We start from the raw sequence: 22,108 nt of genomic DNA, 5'->3' as shown, positions 1-22,108 counted from the left end.
CTCTATTATAAAAAAAAGCTATAACCCAGATCCTTTCGGTTCAGGTTATAGCTTAGAAACAGTTTATTTAGTCAACGGACCACTTTCGCTACCCAATGGCCTTCGGATACTTCCACAAGCTGTGAGTTCAGCAAGTTGTAGCGGTCCTCGGTCGTTTGTTCAGCCAACATGACCCGTTTTTTCTTCGCTTCGATTTTTGGATCCGGAATTGGAATGGCGGACAACAGCGATTTTGTGTATTCATGCTGCGGGTTGGCATACAATTCTTCGCTCTCTGCCAGTTCGACAATTTTGCCAGCGTACATGACCGCAACCCGGTCGCTGATATGCTTGACCATCGACAAATCGTGGGCGATGAACAAGTACGTCAATCCCAAACGCTGCTGCAAATCTTCCAGCAGCTCAACAATCTGCGCTTGGATGGATACGTCCAGCGCCGATAATGGTTCATCGCAAACGATGAATTTCGGTTCGACGGCAAGCGCCCGCGCAATGCCGATCCGCTGGCGCTGTCCTCCGGAAAATTCGTGCGGATAGCGCAGCGCATGCGAAGGCTCCAGTCCGACCATGACAAGCAATTCCTCCACCCGTCTTTTCCGTTCTTCTTTGGAGCCGCTCAGTTTATGGAGGTCCAGTGCCTGGCCGATAATATCGAGCACTTTAAAACGCGGGTTGAGCGATGAATACGGATCCTGGAAGATCATTTGCATATACCGCCGCATCGTTTTCATTTCTTTTTTCGACAGCCGGTTGACCGGCATGCCTTCGTATAATACATGGCCGTCCGTCGGTTCATGAAGCCGCAGGATGGCGCGCCCCGTCGTCGACTTGCCGGAACCCGATTCTCCTACCAGCCCCAGCGTTTCGCCCGGACGGATAAAGAACGAAATATCGTCGACTGCTTTCACTGTATTGCCTTTCCCCATATCAAAATGCTGCTTGAGCGAATTTACTTGGAGGAGCGGCGTGCCTGAATCACTAAGGGGCACAAGCGGCGTCCGCTTCGGTTTTTTCTTTTCGTCCAAACGCGGCAGCGCATTCAACAGCTTCCGGGTGTATGGATGCTTCGGGCTTTCGAAAATTTCTTGGGTTGTACCGGTTTCAACAATTTCCCCGTCTTTCATCACAGCGACGCGGTCGCACATTCCTGCCACCACGCCCAAATCATGGGTGATCAAAATGATTGAAGTCCCGAGTTTTTGCTGGATGTCTTTCATGACATTTAATATCTGTGCCTGAATCGTTACATCGAGCGCTGTTGTCGGCTCATCGGCGATCAAGAGCGTCGGCCGGCACGCAAGAGCAATTGCAATCATGACCCGCTGCCGCATGCCGCCCGAAAACTCATGCGGGTACTGGTTGTAGCGGACCGCACTGTCCCGAATGCCTACCAATTTCAGAATCTCTATGGCCCGGGTTTTCGCTTCCGCTTTGTTCATCTTCTGGTGCTTGATCAGGCTTTCCGCAATCTGGTCGCCGATCCGGATGGTCGGATTCAGGGAAGTCATCGGGTCCTGGAAAATCATGCCCATATCCCGTCCGCGTATGGCTTCCATTTCTTTTTCTGTCTTAAGGGCCAGGTTCTCTCCCAGGAAGCTGACTGCCCCTTCTTTAATATAAGAAGGAGGCGATGGCAGCAACCGCATGATGGTACGGGCGGTGACGCTTTTGCCGCTTCCCGACTCTCCGACAATGCCCAAAGTCTCCCCTTTTTTCACTTCAAAACTTACACCGCGGACCGCTTCAAATTCCTTGTCTCCGGATTGAAACGACACGCGCAGATTTTCTACTTTTAAAATGGTTTCCACTTTTTTGCACCTGCCAGTTTGTTTTGGCGAAAACTATTATTTCGCAAAAGCGAAACATTGACTTTCCTATATGCCTAAAATAAAATATACTATACCTATCGGAATTAGGCAATTTAGCAAGAAAGGTCGTTATTTAATTGATAAACGCTGAAAAAGCACCTCCAAAATCCTCAATTTTTTTGGAAACAATCCGTTATACATACAGCAAAATGAGTTTGCGCCCCTTCTATCATGCTTTGCTCTTTTTATTGGGATTGCCTGTAACGCTTTTTGTTTTCATCTTTTATTTATTTCAGAAAAACAATGAGGCGTACTCGAAGGTACTCCAAGAAACGCGGGCGTCCCTTCTGGGCACCGGCTACCGCGAGCGGCTAAAAGAAGATTTCAAGCAGCAGCTCATCAAGAAACAGCGATTTTTCAATAAGCCGGTCGTTGAACAGTCGATTGACGGAGAAGCCCAAAAATGGGCGGACGAAGAATTCCATAAAAAAGTGCAGGCAACCGCCGACTCAGCTTTTGCCGAACAAGGAAATAAACGCGCCACTTTCCGGGGAACTTTCCAGGAGCTTCTGCAAAACCCCGTTTTTTTAATGCTTTCTTTTGTCCCTGGCCTCTTGATGTACGCCCTTATTCTGCTGTACAGCAACTTCTATTTGAAATACATTCTCGAACGCCTCGTCATGAGTATTTTTGTCATCTTCGGCGTCGTGGTTTTGGTATTCACCATTTTGTATTTATCGCCGTTTGATCCGGCTGCGAATTTGCTCGGGGAATCCGCCACGCAGCAGCAAATTGATAACTTCAACCGGATCTACGGGCTCGACCAGTCGTACTTTGCGCAATTGTGGCACGCCATCCAGGGCATTTTCACCTTTGACCTTGGCACTTCCTATGAAGGAAATGAAGACGTCGCAGCGACCATCGCCGGCAAATTCCCGGTGACGTTCACACTGACCCTTTTTGCGCTTTTGATGGCGATTGCCATCGCCATTCCAGTCGGCATCATTTCGGCAACGCGGCCGAATTCATTTTTGGACTATACCTTAATGTTCATAGCGTTGATCGGTTTATCGATTCCGAACTTTTGGCAAGGACTGATTTTCATCCTCGGCTTCTCGATCAATCTTGAATGGCTGCCGGCGACGTATAACCCTTCCAATTGGCTGTCGATGATCATGCCGGTCGTGGTACTCGGGACGGCATTGACCGCTTCGGTTGCGCGGATGACACGGTCGTCGATGCTGGAAGTGGTCAACGAAGACTACATCATCACCGCAAAAGCAAAAGGCCTCAGCGAACGCTATGTTTTATGGAAGCATGCATTCGGCAATGCGATGATTCCCATCATCACAGTCATCGGCTTGTTGTTCGGCGGCATGCTCGGCGGCGCTGCAGTTACCGAAAAGGTATTCAATATCAGCGGCATCGGCAGCTATATCGTCGACAAGCAATTCGTTCCCGACATTCCAAGTATTTTGGGCGGCGTTGTGTATATCGCCATCACCATTTCCTTAGTCAACGTTATCATCGATCTGTTGTATGCATTTATCGATCCACGCATCCGATCCAAGATGAAAAAATATTAAAGCAGGTGTCATGATGTCGGTCATCACAGAAACAGAAAAAACAAATACCGTAAGGCGCGTGCTGAAAATGTCTTCCGAGTATACCCAAGCCAGTTTCACTTCAGTGGTATCTCTCGCGTTGACACTGGTACTGCTAGCCAATAGCTTTGATTACAGTTCTGGAAAAGTCAAGACGACTCTCTTTGCAGCGGCGCTTGCCTACGCCTTGTTTACCGCTTTCCAGCTGGTTCTCACTTGGCTCATCAAACGCGACTTGGCAAAGTTCGGGCACATCCAAAAAAAGACCCGGCGCCTTGGTTATATTCAATTGCTCAGCTTGTTCACTGCCAATGTGTTCACCGCCGTATTCGCTTTCCAGCTGGTAAAGCAGCAGAAAACGGCAGAATACACCTTTTCGGTTTACATGCTGCTCGTCCAGTTATTCATTGTCGCGATTTCCGCGCTGAATTTATTTAAACCTTATGTGGCGGACTCCTTCCCCATCGGCATGCTCTTTTTGCTGGTCATTGCAGCCGTTCACCTGGCTTCGCTGCTGCTTGTGGCGAAATTCGTGGATGCTGAAACAGCGCATCCGCGCCTCTTGGCACTCGCTGTCGTTCTCCTGGCGACGGCAATTTGTGGAAACTTGTTTGCCTTCGTGCTCGGCTTGAGCCTGATTTTCAAGATCCGCAGCCAGAACCGCCCGGGCACCGGACAGTGGCCGCTCATCTGGGATAAAATCACCCGCAATATGACGGCAATGATCGGCATGTTCTTCATCGTCCTGACGTTCGCCATTTCGATCTGCAGTTATTTGACGTTCGACTATTCATTGGCGGTTGAAAACAATTACGAAGCGCTGCTCGAATCCCCGAGCTTGATGTATCCGCTCGGAACCGATGATTTCGGCCGCGACTTGTTCTCCCGTATTGTGTTCGGAGCACGCATTTCACTGACGGTCGGCATCCTCTCCACGTTAATCCCGGTCATTATCGGCGGCATTTTAGGCGCGTTGGCCGGCTATTACGGCCGGCGCACGGATAATGTCATCATGCGCTTGCTTGACGTGCTGTATGCCATTCCCGGCATTTTGCTTGCCATTGCCATCATTGCCGCTTTCGGCGCCAATACCACCAACTTGATCATTGCGCTCAGCGTCGGCTCCATTCCGACCTACGCCAGAACGATGCGCGCCAATGTCTTGATGGTCTCCAATTTGGAGTATGTCGATTCCGCCCGCGCACTTGGCGCCGGCGATGCGGAAATCATATTTAAGCACATCGTGCCGAATTCACTTGCGCCGATGATTGTGAAAGCCACATTGACGATCGGCGGAGCGGTGATCGCGACAAGCAGTTTGAGTTACCTCGGACTCGGCGTGGAACCGCATATCCCGGAATGGGGCAATATCCTGAAAATCGGCAGTACGTACCTGGAGTCGCATTCGTATTTGGCCATCTTCCCCGGCCTGGCGATCATCCTGCTTGTATTATCATTCAACTTTTTAGGGGACGGATTACGTGATGCCCTCGATCCGAAAATGGATTGAGTTAATCAAAAATATAAGCAATAAACTTAGGAGGAATCCATTGTGAAGAAACGTTTACTAGCACTCCTGCTTGTCTTTGTCCTGATTTTAGCAGGCTGTGTAAATACAAAATCCGACGTGGCTGAAGAAAAAGCCAACGACGGCGTATCGAAAGGCGAAAAGCCGGTGATTGAAATCCTGAGCATGAGCGCCAATGAAGACGATGTCAACATTGCCCGTGACCAGCTGGTGAAAAACGGCTTTGACGTCAAATTGAACCTTCAGCCGGATTACGGCAGTTTTACGGCTCAAAAAGAAGCCGGAAACTTTGACTTGGCTGTTTCCAGCTGGACAACGGTTACCGGCAACCCGGATTACGCAGTCCGCGGCCTGTTCAAATCTGACGGCGACAACAGCATCATGGCTGACAAAGAAATTGACGAATTGATTGATCTGGCCAGCACGCAGACAGCTTCAGAATACAAAAAAACCTACAAAGAACTTGAGCAATTGCTTGTGATGGACCGTGCGTACATTGCCCCTCTTTACACATCGTATAAAACGCAGGGCATCAACACCGAAATCCTAAATGCCGATACGGTCCGCCTGTCGAAATCCCGTGCGCTTGCATGGGAGCCAATCGACTTTGTTGACCAGTCAAAACGCGAAACGCAGCCCTTTATCGTTTCCCAGGAAATCTCGACTTTGACTTCGCTTGATCCGATCAAAGGCAATGATGGTTCAATCAACCAATTGAACACCAATATGTACGTCCGCCTTGTCAATTTGACTGAAGACGATAAAATTACTGCAGAAGGCTCGCTGTCCCACAACTTTGCGATGGCAGAAGGAAATTCCGATTACTACTTCCTGCTTCGCGATGACATCAACTTTGCGAAAATCGAAGACCAGCAAGCTGTAGACACCGGAGAACGCGTCGGCAGCGACGACGTCATCTTCTCGATGGACCGCGCGTCCAACCCGGATTCTGTGCCGGACCACCGCACATACAGCTTGCACGAACACATCGCTTCAACTGAAGCCGTTACAGATTTGGCTGAACTTGACGCCCCTGCCGCTTCCGGCAAAGGGACGGTAAGAGAAGCGCTGGAAGCTGACCTTGAAACAGGCATTTCCAAACTTGTTGAGAACAAAAACGATGCAGACAATGCAAAAGGCGTTTACCAAGTGATCAAACTGACAACAACTGAACCTTTCCCGCAAGTCTTGAACTACCTGGCTCACCAATCTGCCGGAATCGTTTCAAAGAAACAAGTGGAAAGCATCACCACCTATGATGTGGCATCATTTGACGTCAACAAAGACATTCCTTACGGCGACCAGAATACGGTGACAGAAGGCGCGAAGTATGACAACCACTTATACGCGAGCGGCCCGTATATCCTGTCCCATAAAAACGATTACGAAGCCATCTTCCGCAAAAATCCGGCTTACATGGCGGGTACCGAAAACGAACCGAAAATCTCAAATGTCACGGTCCGCTTTATTGCCGATCCGGACAGCGCCCTTTCCGCTCTTCGAAACGGTGAGATCCACTTGAACTACGTCATTCCGGAAACGAAATACAGCGTAGTTGAAGACGATCCGAAACTCAGCCTTCAAAAAATGGAAAGCAACGGCGTCCGCTACATGCTCTTCAACACAAAAGGCCGTGAAGTTTCCGAAAGCGAAGACTTGCGGAAAGCAGTGCTGTACTCGATCAACCAAGACGAGTTCATCAACTACTACCAAGGCAATAAAATCAAAGCCGTCTCTACCGTCAGCCCGCTTGTCGATACAGGCAACGAGCTAGTCGCAGATCCTGAAAAAGTGAAGGAATACCTGAACAACTACCAGGAAAGCAAATAAGTTTTACGCAAACAGCCCGTGGGAAACTTCCCGCGGGCTGTTTTTATGGGCAGATTTTACGCCAGCAAGCGCATTCTGCGTTGTTTGAAGTTTATCTGCGTTTCTTGGGATTTATCTGCGTTTCTTGTGAGACAATGAACCAAAAGTAGACAAATAGTTTATTGTTCCTTCAAACTTGAACCAAGGAGTGATGACTGTGAACACACGAAAAAGCTATACCTATGAAACCAAGAAGCAGGCGGTAGAACAGTACTTTGAAGGACGATCCGTTAACGAATTAGCCCCCCTCCTGGAGATTCAGAACCCTGCCAATATCCGGCACTGGGCGCGGCTGGTGAAGGAAGCCAAGTCTTTTGAGGTGCTTCGTGAAAAACGCAGAGGGCCACGGGAGTCGGGCAAAGACGCGAAAACAGAATTGGAAATTACCAAAGCTGAATTGGAACGCACGAAGCTTGAAGTGATGTACTTAAAAAAGCTTATTGCGCTCCGAAAGGAGTGAAACCGATCGACCTCGACTTTGTGTTCGTTGAAGAGCACAAGAACCGGTTCCCGATTACAGAGCTCATTGGCATAGTCCAGAACCTGAGCCGCGCGGGCTATTACAAACGGCTGAAAAAAGACCCTGCGCAGTCGCAAACGGAACGGGACCAAGCGCTTTTAAAACAGATGCTTTCGCTCTACGTCACCCATGGTGGGAATTTGGGTCACGAACGGTTTAAGCTGGAGCTCGAGAATGTATACACTCATATCGTCAGTCTCAAACGCATCCGCCGGATGCGGGAAATGTATCGCATGCCGCTCAAGACAGCACGCCGAAAGCCACGTCCTGCCGGAAGCGGCCATGCGGTTATCGATAATCTCCTGAACCGGAACTTCAAGGCCATGCGACCGGGTCTCAAGTTTTCCGTTGATATCAGTTACCTGGAAGTGAAAAAGCCATTCCGGGACTTTATCTACTTATGTGCAATTCTGGATCTATACAATAACGAAATCGTTGCTTACACCATCAGCGACACCCTGGATGTGGATTTTGTCCTGGAGGCCGTTCGTCAGTTGGAAGCACGCGGGTTCGAGAAAGAAGCCCTTCTCCACAGTGATCAGGGCATCCAGTTCACCAGCCATAGCTATCAAGGACTCCTGAAAAAAATGGAACTGACCCAGTCAATGTCCCGTCGGGGCAACTGTTGGGACAATGCGCCGATTGAAAGCTTTTTTGGCAAGCTCAAAACCGAAATGCCCGGTTTCACTGTGCCTGAAACGGCAGCCCAAATGCGCGCAGCAGTAGCCGCCTACATCACGTATTATAACGAGACACGACCGCAACTGAAACTCGGTGCGTCACCGGTTACATACCGCAATTTACAAGCACGGGCCGCTTAAACCGCGCACTTAATCAATAGCCACTTTGAGAAGCGTTTTTAGGCTCGAAGAAATTCGGACGGAAGCGAAATCGGCTCTCCGTCTATAATCGCATATGAGAAAAAACGCCGATAAACTCGTGTCTACTTGACAGGTAGGGAGTCATTGCAGTTTATCTGCGTTCCTCGGAATTTATGCGCGTTACTCAAAACGATCTCTGCAAAACCAGAACGTTCCCGGCCAAATTAAAAAAGCCGCATACGAATGCGGCTTTTTTCGTGCTGTTCATTTTGCCCAGTGGTGGAAGATGAAATAGGTCATGATCAGCACGACTGCAATGGCTGCAAGCACGAGCATCGGTACAAAACCAAATGTTGGATCCATCTCAAATCCTCCTCCTTCTACCTTCATCATAAACCCAATTACCCAAATTGGGTATACTTATTTTGATTATTCTGATAAAAATTTTATAAACGAAAAACCCCTCCGATTTTCAGCTTCGAAGGGGGTTACTGCTGGTCTTACATCATTTGAGAAGCACCAGGCACTTTTTTGAAATTATCGTCTTTACGGAAGTTGCCCATGACTTCCATCGTTTCGCTGATGCTGACGAAAGCGTTTGGATCAATTTCCTTGATGAGCGGACGGACATACGCGAGCTCATAGCGCGAAATGACGGAGTAAAGCACTTTCACTTTGTTCCCCGAATACGCGCCTTCCCCGTCTGTCACCGTAATGCCGCGGTAAAGATGTTCAAGCAATTGCTTTTTCACGGCATCGCCTTTGCTGGTCACCACCATCAGGCTCAGCTTGATATGGCGGGTATGGATACGGTCAACCACAAGCCCCGTGATATAAATGGAAGCCATCGTATACATCGCAAGTTCCCATGTGAAAATAAAACCCGATATGAAAACAACTAAGCTATTCAACCCAAACACCAAAAAGCCGAGTGGAATGTCGCGTTTCATCGTCAAAAGCAAGCCGATCACGTCAAAGCCGCCTGTTGAACCATAGAAGCGGATGATGAATCCGACCCCAACTCCAACCAGGACCCCGCCGAATACCGATGACAACAAAGCATCTTCCGTCACTTTCATAACCGGGATATAGAGCATCGAAATCGATGTCACAGCTACCGAGAAAATGCTGTTCAAAATGAATACTTTTCCAAGCTTCATCCAGCCCAATACCAACACCGGGATGTTCAAGAGAATCAGCCAAATTCCGGCATTGACCGGCAACATTAAACTAAATATCATCGCAATCCCCGTGATTCCGCCTGATAAGATTTCATGCGGCAATAAAAACATATTGAATGCTACTCCAAGCAAAAGCGATCCCAGAAAAATGATCACCGTGCTGTAAACTCTGTCCATACTTGTTCTTCTCCATTTCTAATTGAAAATGCTGGCGGCACAGCGCCAAAAATCCGTGCATAATTCTCTCCGAGTTTATGAAATTCGGACACAATGTATCAAATTATAGGGCATTGAATGGCTGCTGCGCAAGTTTTAATCACTAGGCGAAAAGAACTTTTTTAGATCCCGGTTTTATTTTTCTCTTGTTTCCTTTAAGGGTCAAAAAATAAAAGTTATGTCCGTAGATGAGGTAATTGGGGCATTTGTAAATTCAGAATAATCTTTTTATTAACATTCTCGCTTTTGATATGTATAATCATAAATTGTAATCATTACGATTTACATAAAAGGAGTGTACTCATGAAAAATTCATTGACCAAAAGCGCCGGAATCCTGGCTCTTACTGCCTTGCTTGCAGCCGGATGCCAATCTGCAGATTCCTCCGAGGCTGAAAAAGAAGCAACTTCTTCAAGCACTGCACAAGTAGAAACAAAAGAAACGGAAAGCGATCACGATCATGACCATGAACACAGCCATGCACACGACGAAGAATCACAAAAAATCTACGACGGATTTTTTGAAGACAGCCAAGTAGAGGACCGCTCCCTCTCCGACTGGGCAGGCGATTGGCAATCCGTCTATCCGCTTCTTGAAAACGGCGAACTAGATGAAGTATTTGAGGACAAAGCGCTGCACTCAGACGACATGACAGCCGAAGAATACAAAACCTATTACACCGAAGGCTACGAGACAGACGTGGAGCGAGTTGTCATCACTGAAGACCAAGTGAGCTTTTTCCAAAACGGCAAAGAACTGTCGGGCACTTATACATACGACGGCTATGAGATTCTTACATACGAAGCCGGCAACCGGGGCGTCCGCTTTGTCTTTAAATTGACAGAAGGCAGCGACGGCATGCCGCAGTTTATACAGTTCAGCGACCACGGCATTTCACCGACCGACGCGGACCATTACCATTTGTATTGGGGCGACAATCGCGAAGCCTTGCTCGATGAAGTGGTGAACTGGCCGACTTACTATCCTTCCGAAATGGATGGCCATACGATTGCCCATGAAATGATGGCGCATTGAGGATAAAACCAAAAAGCCGATCGAAAGCAGCTGCTCTGCATTCGATCGGCTTAAATCCATATTCAGCTGCTATTCGGCTAATATGACGATGCTATCGAGACTGGTGATTTCCTCTTTCTCCAACAAGGAATAAAAACTGCCGACAAGCGACCTGATGCGCGGCGGCACTTTTGAAAATGCCTGTTGCACTGACCGGGCATAATCCGCTTCCCAAGCCCCGTCCTGCAAATAAGACGCCGCGACCGTCGTAGTTTCGGCCACGTTCCAGCCTGCTTCTTCCAGCAAATGCCGCAATTGCTGCGAATCAAATAAATGCTGGATATTGCCGTCATTTTCGACAAACTCGCTGTACAACGCCAAAATAGCCGCCGCTGTAAAATGGCTGCGCTGGGATAGCTGTGTATAGTTCACGTCCCATTCCGCGATGCAAATGCGGGTGGCCATACAGCGGAGCTTTTTCAATATCAGCAGCAGCTGATCCGGATCCCGGAAATACCAGGAACAATGCGACAACACCGCAACATCAAACCGGTCGTCCCGCAAATCCAGCAAATCGGTTTTCAGCTGAAACTCCACTCTGGAACCAAGCGGAGATGCCGCAATGGAAGACGTTGCTTCACCAAGCGTGATGGGCGCACCGTAATCCGGCGGCGCAATATCAATCGCCAGCACGCGGCCGCTTTCACCAACCCGGTCTGCCAGTGCAACCGTTGTGTCCCCTTGGCCGCAGCCGACTTCAATGACCGACATTCCGTCTTGAATGCCGAACGCTTCGACCAAATCGATGCGGTGCTTCAGCTGTGTGCGTTGAATTGTGTCATCACCCAGTATTTTCATTGCTGCCAGTAAATGGTCCAATAGAATTCCTCTTTTCCGGTGTTAGAGAATTTGTTTCCTGTTAGTTTTATTCTCGAACACGGGAGAAATTTCCTTTTATTTGCCTATGCTAATTTCTGCCCGCAATTCGGACAAAACTTCGCGCCTTCGTTTTTCTGGCCGCAGTTCGGGCAGAAATTCGGCCCTTGGGCGCTGTCGCCTCCAGCCGTTTGTCCGCCGCCGGATTTTGATTCTTTCATGGTGTCCATCATGTCTTTGGCAATGTTCATCCCGACCATCATGCCGGCCATGTCCGCCGCAGAGCCGGACCCGGAAGAATTGCCTTTGGCAATGGCATCCGCCACAGAAATCTGCTGGTATTTCGACACATCGCCTACCATGCCGTGGGATGAGTTTTTGTTGATCATGTCCTGGATTTCTTTCGGATAGTTGAAGCTCATGACCTGGAAGCCGGTGATTTTCATGCCATCGTCCATCAGTTCCATATTGAGGTCATCCGAGATGCCTTTGCCGATCTCGTGGGCATTTGCCTGCAAGTTGAACATGTCTTTGCCTTCTTTAGTAATCCATTTCATCAGCAGCTGATCCAGTATTGCCGTAATCCGGATTTTTACGTCGTCGACCAGGTAGCTGTCGCGGATTCCCGCAATTTTATCAATCAAAGCGGTAAAATCGTTCACTTTAAACTGGAACGTGCCATTTGCACGGATGGGCATACCGCCCGGCAATTGAGGCGCCGGAATATTGATGGGGTTTTGCGTCCCCCACCGGACCGTGAATTCTTTCGTGTTAACAAACAGCACTTCAACGCGCATGCCGCTGTTAAAGCCGAAGCGAAATCCTTTTAAGGTCGACAGGAATGGCACGATTTCCGATTCGATGTCGTAATCGCCGTCGTCTTCAAAAATCCCTTCGATTTTGCCGTTATTGATGAAAATGGCGTCTTGTCCAGGCCGGATAATCAGCCGGCTGCCTTTTTTGATTTCGTCGTTGTGCCATTTCCAAAAAATCATGTCTTCCCTGAATTCATCCCATTCCACTACGTCTGAGAATTGATTGCCGAAAAGCCCCATATTGTTCATTCCTTCCTTTTATTCGATTCGCTCTTAGAAGTTGCGTCCGCCTCCGCTGTACGAACTTCCCCCGCCGGTCATGCCTCCGCCGCCAAATCCGCCACCGCCTCCGCCATTGCTTTTAGGCACTCTGCGCCTTGAAACGGTTTTGTTGCGGAATTGGTCGCGCCGGCTTCGAACCTGTGTATTTTGGCTGTCTACATAGGTACGGGATGTCGTCGTCACCCGTCCGCCTGCATTGAAAATCATCGAACCGACTACTACACCGCCAAGCAGCAAAGCAACCGCTGCCTGGAACCAGGTCTGCAGAAAAATGTTTTCCGGATTGACGCCTGGCCGGTATTCCATGTAACGGCTCGATGTGGTGACCGTTTCATGGAAGGCCCCGCCGTATTCCCCGGCGCTCATATACGGCATGATCCGGTCGAGTACCAGTTCGACCCGCTGGTTGTCGAGTGAAGTTTCAGCAGTGCCGAAACCGGCAAGGTACACTTCCCGGCTGCCGATATCAATCGTCAGCAGCACCGCATTTTCCTGGTTGTTTTCCGCTTTCCATCTTTCAAAAAAATCGCCCATATATGTAGTAATTGGCTGTCCATTTGTTGTGGGCGTCGTCAAAAACAAAAAATCTGCGTCGTGTTTCCGGCTGTGTTCCGCCGCAAGAGCTTCGAGTTCCCGGATTTCCCCATCACTCAGCAAGCCGGCATTGTCGTATACATGCTGATCGGTCTCTGCAAATACGGCCGCTCCACTCCATAGGGAGATGAAAAACAACACGATAAACATGAACATCGCTTTGCTTGTTCGTCTGCTCACCAAAGAACACCTCCCATTACATACGCAATGCCTTTCAACACTGCGAATGTGCCGGCGGCGATGCCGGCAAACCAGGCAAAGACCTTGCCTCCGCTAATTGGCGGTTTGCCAACCACTTTCCCGGTCTGGCCATTCATCGCAAAGGTGTGTTCCTTGTTTTCAAAATCATAATAAACCATCCACACAGGGAATAACGTATAGTAAGCCTTTTGCTTGTTCGCCTGAATCTGCTTGTTCGTATAACTGACAGTTGAATAGCCCGAAATGGTGCCGCTGATATAGGAATCGATATACGGCACAATTTTGGATTCGACCCGGGAAAATAAGGCATCGTCGTCGTAATCGTATTTTTCTGCCAGGTAGCCGGCAAGATACGGCATCCTGAAATCCATCAGCTCCTGGTAATCGTATGGCTCGAGCTTATCCATCAACTCATCGTCCATTTTTTCCGATGCATCAGCCGGCACTTTCAGATAACTGAGGTCGATGCCGCGGTAGACATCGTAAAAATCTGTCTCTGTATAAATGGTGTCGCCCCTTTGGTATTGATGTACGCGTGTACCGATGGCTGCCACTTCAGCCGTGCCGTCAATGTCATACAGCCAAAACGGCACATACATGCCCGTCATTTTCTTGATGCGGTCGCCGTTCATAAAACCTCTCGGCGTCAGCCGGCCGTTTCGCGTCCATTTCCGGAAAGCCGCCACCGCTTCTTCCTTGCTGATCTTGAATGGAATGACTTTCGCCGGAGCGAATTCACCGGTCAGCCGCTCCGACAGCACGACCGGCGCACCGCAAAAACTGCAATGCGTTGCTGTCGTCTCGGCCGCGGTCACAATCACCGCGCCGCAGTTTTCACAATGGTATTCCTTTGCTTCGGTTTCTTCCGGTGAAACTGTCTGTTCGATGTTCTCCTCCGGAAACGTTTCAATGCGGTCTTGCCGCCCACAATTCGGGCAGGAAAGCGTTCCTGATTCTGCATCGAACGCCATGTCAGATCCGCAGTTCGGACATTTATATTGAACAACCAATCCGGCTTCCTCCCCTCATTCTGCGGGAAACAACGTTTCTCACGGCAGCCATTATTCGCCTTTGTTCATCTGGGATTTCAGCGCTTCCAGCTCATCGTCCACATTGATTCCGGCCTTTAACGATTCCAGTTCGTCGTCCACTTTCTTATCGGTTTCGTATTTTGCCGCTAAGTCTTTAATGTCCGTGCCTGAACCTTTATTGAGTTCCTGCATCGACATCGCCTGGTCCAGCTCCTGGTTGATCCGCTGCTCCATCTTATCGAACGCAGAAATCCGTTCGCCGGTGCTGTTCATCGAAGACGTCATCTCGTTCATGCGGTTCTGCGCTTTTGCCATAGATGCTTTTCCTTTCAGCTCTGTGCGGCGCGATTCCAGTTCGGAAATATCCGACTCCAATTTGTCGTGCATCTGGCGCATCTGCGTCGTATTGGTCGCAGCCATTTCGACAGCCGTCTGCATTGTTTTTTCCCGTTCCGTCAGTTCCGCTTTGCGCTGAAGGAATTTCCGCGCATCGTCTTCATTTTGTGCTTCAAGCGCCTTTACCGCATAGCGCTGCATGTCTTCAATTTCCTGTTGCAGCTCTGCCAATTCACGGCGTTCCCGCTTCTCAGCCGCCATGATTGCCGCGGTTTCCGACTTCACTTTTCCAAGGTCGCTGTTGAGGTCTCTCAAATACTGGTCAATCATCTTCTCCGGATCCTCTGCCTGATCCAATAACGCGTTCATATTGCTCGCCATAATGTCTCTAAACCGTTTTAAAATTTCCATCATCATTCTCCTTTTGGTGTGGTTTTGTCGGACTGCTTTGCAGTTCCTCTTAAGGAAGAGATTACCCTTAATTGGGGCGGGATAATCATGGGGGAAATTTGAGTGTTCCTGATAATCGGCGGAATTCAGAACTAGGATAGAAAATCTGGAAACACCGATAGAAAATGTTGAAACAAGGATAGAAATAGCCGAAACACGGTTAAGGAGAAAAATAACACAGATAAGAAATTGGATAAACGCAGATAAGAGGCGAATGCAGGGAGTTGGGTACGAGAAGAAATGAAATAGGGATTTATTCGCGGAACTCTACTTTCAGTTTTTCAAATGAAGAAGAAAAAACACCGAAAGAAGATGCGGCATTTCCCAGTTATTGTTAAGATAAATGAAGGGAGTGAACTCAATGATTAAATACATGTTATTTTCTCTAGGAATTCTTGCAGTATTGCTCATAGCGGCATTTGGACAATTGAAAGAGAATGCGCTTTGGGGGCTTCTGCTGCTTCCATTTTTCTTTATCGGTGAACCTTGGTATAAATCGTTGAAAAGAAGGAAACCTACATCAGTACCCAATAAAAAGCTCACTTAAAATACGAGCTGCTATTTCAGTTGCTATTACATAAACTAACCCAAAAACCCGTTCTGGCAATTATGCCGGAACGGGTTTTGCACTTTCAAAATAAAACTTTGTTTCTACATTACTAAATATAAACATTTAATAAAAATAATGTATCCTATTATGGTAAATCGTGTCATACTAAAAGGAAATATTACTAAAAGTAACAAAAAAATGTTGTCACATGTGAATGCTTTTCTTTATCACTGTTTTTCCTTATTTTGAATACTAATCCCCAGGAGGTTTTTCAATGAATAACCGCAATACACCTAGTAGAAACAGCATCACCTTAAAAGAGTGGCTAAAGAAAGTCCCGGGGTTTCGATCCAACCGACCTTGGAAAAAGGTTATTGCTTCTTTTGTTTATTTCTTACTGATATTCAGTCTGATTTCCAATTTGCTAACAGGTGGACTTGTTCAGTTCCTGCTTGTAGTAGTTACATTGATTTTCTTCTTATCCATTGGGGCTTTGATACGTGGAAAACTTTCTTTACTTCGCATCCCGAATCGTCCAGTAGCTGGACTGCTCATGGTGTTTTCGTTTTTCTTAATGATTTTGCTGTCTCCAGAAAGCAGCAATGAATCGAATGATACATCTGAATCGCCAAGTGAACCCAACGCTTTATCTCAAACTTTAAAAGGTGAAGAAGAGGCCCAAGAAAAAACTGAACAAGCTACTGCCCAGAAAATTGAAGAAGACCGCAAAGCTCAAGAAGCAGCTGAACTCGCCAAGGCCGAACAGGCTGCCGCCGCTCAAAAAGCTGAAGAAGATCGCAAAGCCCAAGAAGCAGCTGAACTCGCCAAGGCCGAACAGGCTGCCGCCGCTCAAAAAGCTGAAGAAGATCGCAAAGCCCAAGAAGCGGCTGAACTTGCTAAAGCTGAACAGGCTGCCGCTGCTCAAAAAGCTGAAGAAGACCGCAAAGCCCAAGAAGCGGCTGAACTTGCCAAAGCTGAACAGGCCGCTGCTGCTCAGAAAGCTGAACAAGAAGCAATAGCTGCCGCCGAAGAAAAGAAAAAACAGCAAAGCTCACAAGCAGCCACCACTGCATACGATACATCAGGTGCCGATAAGAATTGCAGCGACTTCTCAACTCAAGCAGCTGCCCAAGCATTTATGGAAGCCTCTGGACCATCGGATCCACATCGCTTAGATGGAAATGACGATGATGGCATTGCTTGTGAAAGTCTCCCATAAACTTCTTTTTAACACAGAATATTTATCACAAACATCAACCCGCTCCGGCAACTAAGCCAGTGCGGGTTTTGTATACCTTTCTATTCTTCCTCTTCCTCATCTTCTTCCTCCAGAACAGGAAACACCGGATCTTTAACAATCTGATACGTTCCTTCGAGCATATTGATTTCCAAAGCATCAAATTCTATCCGTATCCACTCCGAAGTTCCATCAACAAATCGGCTAATATGGGCAAACGGGTAAAATGTTAATGAAGTGGCTTGAGGATCCAAACCTCTCATCGTCGCTGTCCAGAATAAGTCTTCCCTTGTTATGGCTCCCGCATAAGCGGTGCCTCCGTTATAAGGAACTTTATAAACGTTCCCCAAATTGTTTTGGGCGATTAATTCGGCTTCTACAGCTTCCCATTCTGTCAATAATGCAGGATCAACCAATTGCTGGTATGCAATATTCACCGCAATATCAGTAAAGGTAACTTCGGTGAAGTGCACTGTCACGCCGCTATCTGTAACTTTTTCATCCAGAACGATGGGATCTTTCTTCAACTGATCCACCGCAAACTCGAATTTCCAATCCCCTTCTATCTCTCCGTTATCGGTGTAGAGGCTGACCGGTTCCCATAGCACATTAACTTGAGCAGCTTCTTCGTTAAGATGCGGCATGGAATTCATTCCCACGAGGGTTTCTTCTTTTATTTCCCAATCCATCGAAGCATTTACGCCTTCCGCTTCCAGTAGCTGAGGGAATCCAGTAAGTCTTGCAGATTCGTCCAATTCTTTTTCAGCGCTAACGGTATAAGTAAAGGTCACATTGGTACCATCATACACGGCCTGATCGATTGAAATCGTCACGCCATTGCTCGTTTGAGACAATCCTACTTTTTCACTGAAGCGCTCGTATTGCAATAGCCCTTCCTCTTCTTCTGCAAAAATTGAAAATACATTTCCGATAAATGGCAGTTCCGCCATATAATTTGCAAGTGCCGGAGATGCAGTAAGGGTAGCTGCTGAAATGCCAATAAAAAGAATGGATGCCGCTGCAGCCGGAAGCAGCCATTTGCGCCGTTTTTTAGGTTTTGCCGGAGCCGTTTCAAGAAAAGCATTTTCAATAATTAAATCCAGGCGGTCTTCAGGTACGTCTATTTGCTCCATTGCCTTCTTAATTGAAATCTCTTTTTCGTTCATCTGCATACACTCCCTTCAAATCTTTTTTCAGCAAGGCCAATCCCCGGTGTATGATTGTCTTTATGGTTCCTTCCGGACAATTCATCACTTCCGCAATTTGCTTCACCGTAAAATCCTGATAATACCGCAGCATCAACGCCGTCTTATATTTCTCCGGCAATAAGCCCAACGCGTTCGCCACATCGAGCTGCTGGGCAATCTCAGCGGAAGTATCGTTTGCGGCTCTCCGTTCTTCCACTTCGTCCATTACAACCAGCTTTTTGTTCCTCTTTAGAACTGCCAATGCTTTATTGATGCAAATTCGTGTCAGCCAAGTGGAAAAATAAGCTGGCTCTTTTACTTGGTGCACCGATTCAATGGCTTGAAGAACCGTCTGCTGAAAAATCTCCAGTGCATCTTCCTCGTTCTTCACGTATGTAAACGCCATGCGGTACAATTTTACTTTTTCAGCTTTCAATAGCTGTTGAAGCGCCAAGCGGTCACCTTGGATCGCCGCGTCAATTTTTTCTTCATCGTGCTGCATCCACCTCATCCTCCCTTTACTTATTAGAGACGGGAGCCTCTCAAAACGTTTCGTTTATTTTTACATCTTCAGTAAAACTTTACCATTATTCTGAAAAGCATTGGATAAAATAAAATACAGCATGAAAAAACCTCTCAAGAATCATCTTGAGAGGTTTTTCCACACTATCTTATTCACTTACGCTTTCAACGCTTCATACTGCCGAACCACTTCTTGAGCAATGCCGCTGTCCGCGTCCAAGCCGCTGATTTCTTTCAATACGGATGAGGGTCCGTTTTCTTGGATCATCGCTTGGATTTTCACTGCGTCTTCGTCTTCCGGGTTGTCGAACGCAAGCGCAGCGGCAATTGCTTTAGCGAGATAGGTGTATGGCAAGCCCGCTTTTTGGGCTTGCATTGCCGGGCGCACAAAGCGGTCATCCGGGCCGAGCTTGCGGATTGGTGCCCGTCCTACCCGTGTGACGCCGTCGTTTAAATAAGAGTTCTTAAAGCGCTCGATGTTTTTATTGATATACACCAAATGTTCGTCTTCATCGAGGCCGTATTCTTTTACAAGGTAAGCGCCGGTTTCTTTCAGCGTTTCCCGCACTTGGTCTTCGATTTCGCTATCGGCCAAAGACTGGTCGATTGTCGGTTTGCCAGCTAAGTAGCCAAGGTAGGCAATCACGGCGTGTCCCGTATTCACAGTAAAGAGCTTGCGCTCGATAAAAGGAGCAAGGTCTTCGACAATCGTCATGCCTTCAACCGGGGGAATCGTTTCACTCGTTTCCACGACCCATTCGTAATACGGCTCGACCAGCACATCAAGGGAGCTGCTGTCCTGGATCGGCACAATCCGATCGACTGCCGAATTGAAGAAATAGACGTTGCCGTCCAGCTTGTTTTTCGTTTCTTCATCCAGGTTATCGAAGATATGTTTCTTCAAAATATCCGTCGCACCGATCTGGTTTTCACAGGCGATGACATACAGTTTTTCATCGGTTGCCTGCAGGCGTTCCGTAATGGCTTTTGCAATTAACGGCGCAATCCGCGGCAAGATGTTCGGTCCGATTGCGGTCGTCAAATATGTCGCTTGCCCAATCGCCTCGATAACCCCTGCTTCGTCTTTCATATTGTTGACGCCTGATACATGTTTAATCGTGATGCTTTCCGGCTCGGCTTGTGCCAAGTTGACTTGGTAGGTTTTCTCTTCGTTTAATTTATCGATGATCTGATCAGCCACATCCACAAATGTTACGTGGTAATCGGATTTGGAAAACAATGCTCCGATAAACCCTCTGCCAATATTTCCTGCTCCAAAATGAACGGCTTGTTTCAACGTCATCATTCCTTTATCAAGTTATTTTGTAGGTACTCAAAAAACACATCTTCCAGTTTGTTGCGGATCATATTCTCGTTCGAGGAAGAAAAAATCATCATTGCGGCATCGCTTTCGATCAGCGTCGAACTGATGAGGCTGAGGATTTCCTGTTCCCTGGCGGTCATATCCAGCGGGGCGAGCATAAGCAGCAGATTGCGCATCGCTACAGGTTCCCCGTCCATCCCTTTCACCGTACACGGCGTATCCAGATGCACCACCTGGAACAGGAGCTCTTTCACCGTTTCATCGCGGCAATGGAACAGGGCCATCGTGGTGTTGGGGATGCCAAACCCGCCTTTTGCTTCACGGGCTGCAAGCTCACGCATCGCTGCTTCTGCATTCCCTACCAGCCCGTCCCTTTCGGCTTGCGTGAGCACATCCATCAACACCTGGTTTTGCCCGGATGCTCCTTGCCCGCGGAACACTTTGAAGTTCGCCAGTATCGCTTCCATGCTTGTCTGGACGTCTTTTATTTCCCGCAAGAGATTTTGGACGTTCGGCCGGTTTTTCTTAAGCAGCGGTTCTTCGGCATTTCCCTCGCCCAAATACTGTTTTTTGCGGGTGATTTTCTCGATATTGTGCTGCAGGTAGCTTTCGATGGAACTGATGTCCTTGTCGCTAAGCAAGGGGCTTACCATGATGTAATCGACATCGGTGACCGGCAAACGGATTGTGGAAATCACCAAATCGTAGTCCTGGAAATGGGCCGATTGGAAATCGTTGATAGACAGGATTTCCACCGAATTGATTTCGGCCAATTCTTTTTGGATGCGGCTCGCCAGCATTTTCGATGTGCCGATGCCGGTCGGGCAAACGACTACCGCATCAATCTGCACTTTTTCTTCATTCATTAATAATGCCGAACCGAAATGCAGCACAATATAGGCGATTTCGTTTCCTGGAAACTCAAGGTCCTTGAACTCGTTTTCCAGCCCTTGCTTGACGGCCATGAACAATACCGGGTATTTGCGCTTGATTTCTTCCGTCAGCGGATTGAACGATTCCAGGTTTTGCTTCAGCCGGAAAATGGACGGCCCCATATGCGCGAGCAAGCCCTGGTAAAGCGAAAAGTCGTCGGTCAGGTCAACATGGAGCTGAGCCGATACATCAGCAATCAGGTTTTGGATCAGCTTGCCGAGCAGCACGCTGTCGTAATACACCATGTCAGCCGCCTGTACTTTGGAGCCTTTTAAAATTACCGCGAGAAACCGAATGTCCTCCACAGTCAACCGGATGCCCAGTTTGCTGTTCAATTCAGCGCCAACTGCCGCAATCACTTGCTGCTCCGCAGTGGATTCGCTTGCTGCACCATGTCCCAATAAATAATGCTGGTCGGTCCGCTGAAGCGTCAAACAAATATGGACAACCAGTCCGACATAATCACTGTCAGCCAAGCGGGTTTGTTCTTTGTTGATCCTATGGTTCACCAATTGATCCACGAGCGCCAAGTACTGCGGTGAAAAATAACCGAGTATTTTCTCTTCCAGGTTTTTCCCTTGTTGAAGGAAATACAAACTTTCGATCAGTTCTTCGTAAAAATAAATAAGAAAGTAGCTGGCCAGCGCATGCCGTTTATGGCCTTCTTCGCCTTCTATTTCCACGCCGACGCCTTTTCTGCGGGTCAGCCGGACCGAGAATTTATGCAGCCAGTCGGTCAAGTCATCCAAATAGGACGTCAAAGTTGCGGTGCTGATGCCCAACTGACCTGCGAGCACCTGCATTTTAAAAGAAGGGCCTTCGTGCAGCAGCGTGATCAGCAGACTCAATTTGCGCTCTTCCGGTGTTTCATCGGTCGGGTTGACGCTGATCAAGCTTTGCACAAGACGGTAAATCTGTTCGTTATTGCCGTCAATAAACAACCCTTCGCTCACGGTGCGCTTCACGGCCAAGTCGAATTGCAGCAGCAGCTTTTCAACGGACTTCAAATCCCGCTGGATTGTTCGGGCACTGACATTCAAATAGGTAGATAAGGAATGCACGGTATGCTTTCCGGATGTTCGGACAATCAATTCGATGATGGATTTTTCCCTAAACGTGATAAACATCTCACTCACTCATTTCACTTGTAAGTTTTCCTTTTTCAAGAGCGAGAAATGCAAAATAGAACAAAAAGGCAGGAATTCCCCT

General features: G+C 47.9%; 19 protein-coding genes. 8 read left to right on the top strand and 11 right to left on the bottom strand.

What is annotated here, in order from left to right; translation table 11 throughout:
• Positions 1-71: 71 nt before the first annotated feature.
• A complete protein-coding gene (locus tag QWY22_RS04205) occupies positions 72-1,808 on the bottom strand; it encodes an ABC transporter ATP-binding protein (protein WP_300983224.1) in 1,737 nt (578 codons plus the stop codon).
• Positions 1,809-2,017: 209 nt separating this feature from the next.
• Between QWY22_RS04205 and QWY22_RS04200 the strand changes: the two genes are divergently transcribed.
• The 5 genes from QWY22_RS04200 (at position 2,018) to QWY22_RS04180 (ending at position 8,150) form a co-directional block, all read left to right on the top strand.
• The gene (locus QWY22_RS04200; protein ID WP_300984325.1) at positions 2,018-3,394 is read left to right on the top strand and encodes an ABC transporter permease; all 1,377 of its coding nucleotides are present in this window, start codon (positions 2,018-2,020) and stop codon (positions 3,392-3,394) included.
• A 13-nt stretch (positions 3,395-3,407) separates the two neighbouring features.
• Positions 3,408-4,922, top strand: coding sequence for an ABC transporter permease (locus QWY22_RS04195; protein WP_300983222.1), 1,515 nt, complete (start codon positions 3,408-3,410; stop codon positions 4,920-4,922).
• 39 nt (positions 4,923-4,961) lie between these two features.
• A complete protein-coding gene (locus tag QWY22_RS04190) occupies positions 4,962-6,770 on the top strand; it encodes an ABC transporter substrate-binding protein (protein WP_300984324.1) in 1,809 nt (602 codons plus the stop codon).
• A 196-nt stretch (positions 6,771-6,966) separates the two neighbouring features.
• Positions 6,967-7,269, top strand: coding sequence for a transposase (locus QWY22_RS04185; protein ID WP_300982078.1), 303 nt, complete (start codon positions 6,967-6,969; stop codon positions 7,267-7,269).
• Entirely contained in the window at positions 7,266-8,150 is an 885-nt protein-coding gene (locus QWY22_RS04180; RefSeq protein ID WP_300982077.1) for an IS3 family transposase, read from the top strand. Before QWY22_RS04185 ends, QWY22_RS04180 begins: the two co-directional genes overlap by 4 nt.
• A gap of 500 nt (positions 8,151-8,650) precedes the next feature.
• On the opposite strand, the gene QWY22_RS04175 is transcribed toward QWY22_RS04180, so the two are convergent.
• A complete protein-coding gene (locus tag QWY22_RS04175; protein ID WP_300983220.1) occupies positions 8,651-9,508 on the bottom strand; it encodes a YitT family protein in 858 nt (285 codons plus the stop codon).
• A 342-nt stretch (positions 9,509-9,850) separates the two neighbouring features.
• Here QWY22_RS04175 and QWY22_RS04170 point away from each other — a divergent pair, with 342 nt between their 5' ends.
• Positions 9,851-10,582, top strand: coding sequence for a metal-binding protein ZinT (locus QWY22_RS04170; RefSeq protein WP_300983219.1), 732 nt, complete (start codon positions 9,851-9,853; stop codon positions 10,580-10,582).
• 69 nt (positions 10,583-10,651) lie between these two features.
• Here the strand turns inward: QWY22_RS04170 and QWY22_RS04165 are convergent, their stop codons facing one another.
• From QWY22_RS04165 to QWY22_RS04145, 5 genes are all read right to left on the bottom strand, one after another.
• The gene (locus QWY22_RS04165) at positions 10,652-11,440 is read right to left on the bottom strand and encodes a class I SAM-dependent methyltransferase (RefSeq protein ID WP_300983217.1); all 789 of its coding nucleotides are present in this window, start codon (positions 11,438-11,440) and stop codon (positions 10,652-10,654) included.
• Positions 11,441-11,523: 83 nt separating this feature from the next.
• On the bottom strand, positions 11,524-12,492 hold the full coding sequence (locus QWY22_RS04160; RefSeq protein ID WP_300984323.1) for an SPFH domain-containing protein: 969 nt from the start codon (positions 12,490-12,492) through the stop codon (positions 11,524-11,526).
• Positions 12,493-12,525: 33 nt separating this feature from the next.
• Positions 12,526-13,308, bottom strand: coding sequence for a TPM domain-containing protein (locus tag QWY22_RS04155; RefSeq protein ID WP_300983216.1), 783 nt, complete (start codon positions 13,306-13,308; stop codon positions 12,526-12,528).
• Positions 13,305-14,339: a TFIIB-type zinc ribbon-containing protein gene (locus QWY22_RS04150; protein WP_300983214.1), complete on the bottom strand. Its 1,035-nt coding sequence runs from the start codon at positions 14,337-14,339 to the stop codon at positions 13,305-13,307. Before QWY22_RS04150 ends, QWY22_RS04155 begins: the two co-directional genes overlap by 4 nt.
• 51 nt (positions 14,340-14,390) lie before the next feature.
• Positions 14,391-15,107 (bottom strand): PspA/IM30 family protein, encoded by a 717-nt coding sequence (locus QWY22_RS04145; protein WP_036804129.1) that lies wholly within the window; start codon positions 15,105-15,107, stop codon positions 14,391-14,393.
• 400 nt (positions 15,108-15,507) lie between these two features.
• On the opposite strand from QWY22_RS04145, the gene QWY22_RS04140 reads away from it, so the two are divergent.
• The gene (locus QWY22_RS04140; protein ID WP_300983212.1) at positions 15,508-15,693 is read left to right on the top strand and encodes a hypothetical protein; all 186 of its coding nucleotides are present in this window, start codon (positions 15,508-15,510) and stop codon (positions 15,691-15,693) included.
• A 277-nt stretch (positions 15,694-15,970) separates the two neighbouring features.
• Complete coding sequence (locus tag QWY22_RS04135; protein ID WP_300983210.1) at positions 15,971-16,915, top strand: excalibur calcium-binding domain-containing protein; 945 nt, start codon at positions 15,971-15,973, stop codon at positions 16,913-16,915.
• An 80-nt stretch (positions 16,916-16,995) separates the two neighbouring features.
• Here the strand turns inward: QWY22_RS04135 and QWY22_RS04130 are convergent, their stop codons facing one another.
• From QWY22_RS04130 to QWY22_RS04115, 4 genes are all read right to left on the bottom strand, one after another.
• Positions 16,996-18,099 (bottom strand): DUF4179 domain-containing protein, encoded by a 1,104-nt coding sequence (locus QWY22_RS04130; RefSeq protein ID WP_300983208.1) that lies wholly within the window; start codon positions 18,097-18,099, stop codon positions 16,996-16,998.
• Positions 18,074-18,622 carry a sigma-70 family RNA polymerase sigma factor gene (locus tag QWY22_RS04125; protein WP_300983206.1) on the bottom strand — a complete coding sequence of 183 codons (549 nt, stop codon included), beginning with the start codon at positions 18,620-18,622 and terminating at the stop codon, positions 18,074-18,076. The genes QWY22_RS04130 and QWY22_RS04125 overlap by 26 nt, the downstream gene beginning before the upstream one ends.
• Positions 18,623-18,799: 177 nt before the next feature.
• Positions 18,800-19,939 carry a mannitol-1-phosphate 5-dehydrogenase gene (locus tag QWY22_RS04120; protein ID WP_300983204.1) on the bottom strand — a complete coding sequence of 380 codons (1,140 nt, stop codon included), beginning with the start codon at positions 19,937-19,939 and terminating at the stop codon, positions 18,800-18,802.
• Between the two features lie 5 nt (positions 19,940-19,944).
• The gene (locus QWY22_RS04115) at positions 19,945-22,026 is read right to left on the bottom strand and encodes a BglG family transcription antiterminator (RefSeq protein WP_300983203.1); all 2,082 of its coding nucleotides are present in this window, start codon (positions 22,024-22,026) and stop codon (positions 19,945-19,947) included.
• Positions 22,027-22,108: the final 82 nt, after the last annotated feature.

It is taken from the genome of Planococcus liqunii (assembly GCF_030413595.1).
Lineage (GTDB): Bacteria > Bacillota > Bacilli > Bacillales_A > Planococcaceae > Planococcus > Planococcus liqunii.
The sequence above is the reverse complement of the archived record's forward strand: the minus strand, read 5'-3'. Positions and strand labels throughout refer to the sequence as shown.

Bases quoted from the DNA above. Each gene is read 5' to 3' on its own strand.
- QWY22_RS04200 (WP_300984325.1), top strand. From the start codon at position 2,018: ATGAGTTTGCGCCCCTTCTATCATGCTTTGCTCTTTTTATTGGGATTG.
- QWY22_RS04195 (WP_300983222.1), top strand. From the start codon at position 3,408: ATGTCGGTCATCACAGAAACAGAAAAAACAAATACCGTAAGGCGCGTG.
- QWY22_RS04175 (WP_300983220.1), bottom strand. From the start codon at position 9,508: ATGGACAGAGTTTACAGCACGGTGATCATTTTTCTGGGATCGCTTTTG.
- QWY22_RS04170 (WP_300983219.1), top strand. From the start codon at position 9,851: ATGAAAAATTCATTGACCAAAAGCGCCGGAATCCTGGCTCTTACTGCC.
- QWY22_RS04160 (WP_300984323.1), bottom strand. From the start codon at position 12,492: ATGGGGCTTTTCGGCAATCAATTCTCAGACGTAGTGGAATGGGATGAA.
- QWY22_RS04145 (WP_036804129.1), bottom strand. From the start codon at position 15,107: ATGGAAATTTTAAAACGGTTTAGAGACATTATGGCGAGCAATATGAAC.
- QWY22_RS04140 (WP_300983212.1), top strand. From the start codon at position 15,508: ATGATTAAATACATGTTATTTTCTCTAGGAATTCTTGCAGTATTGCTC.
- QWY22_RS04135 (WP_300983210.1), top strand. From the start codon at position 15,971: ATGAATAACCGCAATACACCTAGTAGAAACAGCATCACCTTAAAAGAG.
- QWY22_RS04130 (WP_300983208.1), bottom strand. From the start codon at position 18,099: ATGAACGAAAAAGAGATTTCAATTAAGAAGGCAATGGAGCAAATAGAC.
- QWY22_RS04125 (WP_300983206.1), bottom strand. From the start codon at position 18,622: ATGCAGCACGATGAAGAAAAAATTGACGCGGCGATCCAAGGTGACCGC.
- QWY22_RS04115 (WP_300983203.1), bottom strand. From the start codon at position 22,026: ATGTTTATCACGTTTAGGGAAAAATCCATCATCGAATTGATTGTCCGA.